Source organism: Actinospineispora acaciae DSM 45401 (genome assembly GCF_000620785.1).
GTDB lineage: Bacteria > Actinomycetota > Actinomycetes > Mycobacteriales > Pseudonocardiaceae > Pseudonocardia > Pseudonocardia acaciae.
Genome location: NZ_JIAI01000079.1, coordinates 1 through 1,958, shown reverse-complemented (window position 1 = coordinate 1,958; position 1,958 = coordinate 1). Strand labels below are relative to the sequence as shown.

1 protein-coding gene is annotated in these 1,958 nt (G+C 76.4%); it reads left to right on the top strand.

Translation table 11 applies throughout. From position 1 onward, the window contains the following. Positions 1–249: 249 nt before the first annotated feature. A partial coding sequence (locus tag N912_RS64970) for a hypothetical protein (protein WP_211261665.1) occupies positions 250–1,958 on the top strand: 1,709 nt, incomplete at its 3' end.

The window sequence follows — 1,958 nt, the reverse complement described above, 5'->3', positions numbered from 1 at the left end:
GGCCCGAGCGGCGGTGGGCCGAGCGCGGGTGGTGGCGCGGCCGGGCCGGCCGGCGGTGGCTCACCCTCGGCGGCGAACAAGCCCGACCAGAGCGGCACCGGGTCCACCGGCTCGTCCTCCACCACCCAGTTCCGCACCGGGCACTCCACACCGGGACGAACCGACGCCCAGCCACGCGCCCCACCGCTGTGGCAGCGAATCCGCGACGCGCTGACCGGCCTGGCCACACCGAGATGGGCCACCGCCGCCATGGCAATCGGCGCGATCGCCCTCGGCGTGGCCGCGGTGGTCGCCGCGCACCACGGCATCGACCCACACGCGGTCGCCGCCGCCGGCGTACTCGGCTGGTGGCCGATGCACCGGGCGAACAGGCAGCTCCGCGCGAGCGTGCGTTCCGCCGATCGCGTGCTGGCAAGGGCCGCCGAGGCCGAGCGCGGCGCCCGCGCGGCGGTCCGGTCGAGCCGGGCGCGGCTGGCCGAGCGGCTGGCCTGGGCCTCGGCGCTGGCCGGGCCGCTGCGCGCCGCCGGCCGGTCCGAGGACCAGGTCGTCGCCGATCTCGCCACCGCGCTGCGGGTCTCCCCCGCGCTGGTGCGCGCGCGGCTGGCCAACCCGGAGGCCGCCGAACCGCCAGCCGCGCTCGCGGCCGCGCTCGCGACCCCGGGGGTGACCGCCGATCAGTTGGTGGCCGCCGCCGGTGACGCGGTCACGGCGCTGGACGACGCGCTGCACCGGGCGTTGGACGCGCGGGACGGCGCCGCCGAGCACGTCGAGGCGACCCGAGCCCGGCACGCCCGGTGGGTCACCGCCGCGGCGACCCGGGCCCGACGCGCCGGCGTGCCGGTGCGGGTCATCGCGCACGTCAGCGGCCTGCCCCGGGACCGGGTCGCCGCGCTGCCCGGCCCCCGGACGCCCGGCCGGGGCGCCCGGCTCGCGGGCTGGGTGGCACGGGTGGGCTGGCGCGCCCGGCTGGAGCCCGGTGCGGCGCGGACCTGGTTGCGGGTGGGGTCGCGGCTGGGGCTGGCCGGCGGCGCGGCCCTGCTGGTCTTCGGCGCCGGTCCGGTGGCCACCGCGCTGGGCGTCGGCCTGGCAGCGGTGTCGGCGGTGGTGGGCCTGCGGGCCTGGTGGACCCCGCGCCAGCCCCGGGCGCCGACAACGCGAGAGCTGATCCGGGCCGCGGTGCGGCTGGTCGGCCCGCTCGGCTTCGTCGCCGGGGTGTGGGCGGCGATGACCGCCGCCGGCCCGGTCGGCCTGCTGGCCGGGGTCGGTGCCGCCACGGTGTCGCTGTGGGCCTGGGCCAGAGCCTGGAACGCCCAGTTCATCGTCGAGCACCGCATCTACACCACCGGCCTGCAGACCCTGCTGCAGAAGCTGCCGTTCCTCGGGCCCATCCTCGAAAAGGCCGGGTTCACCCAACTCCTGCACTTCAAGCTGGGTGACCCCGGCCGGTTCACCCAACTGCTGCGCCTCAAGCTGGTGTTCAAGGACGCCAGCGCCGCCTGGAAGGCACGCAAGGACGCCTGGGACGCCGCCAAACAGGCCGGCGCCGTACCCGGCGGCCTCGGCGGCCGAATCGCCGCCGTCTGGTCCTGGGCCGGCCGGGTCGGCGCCTTCCTCGGAGCCCTGAAGTACAACCGAGCCTTCACCGCCGCCGAACCGCTCATGCACCCCGCGTTCGGCCCCGAGTTCGACTTCCACGGCGGCCTGTTCGGCATCGGCCTCAAGATCTCCGCCGGCGACCTCGGCCACGCCACCGTCCTGGACACCCCGACGCTCAACCACGCCGAGACCAAGAAGAACCGGATCCTGGGTGTGTTCCCGGTGATCCGGCTGTCGCTGCAGTTCTACGTCGGCCCGATCCGGCTGGACCTGTTCCTGCTGCACTTCGACGTCCCCGGCAAGAAGGTCGAGCAGAAGTTCGACACCCCCAAGCTCGCCGGCTGGCGCCGGTTCAACATCGC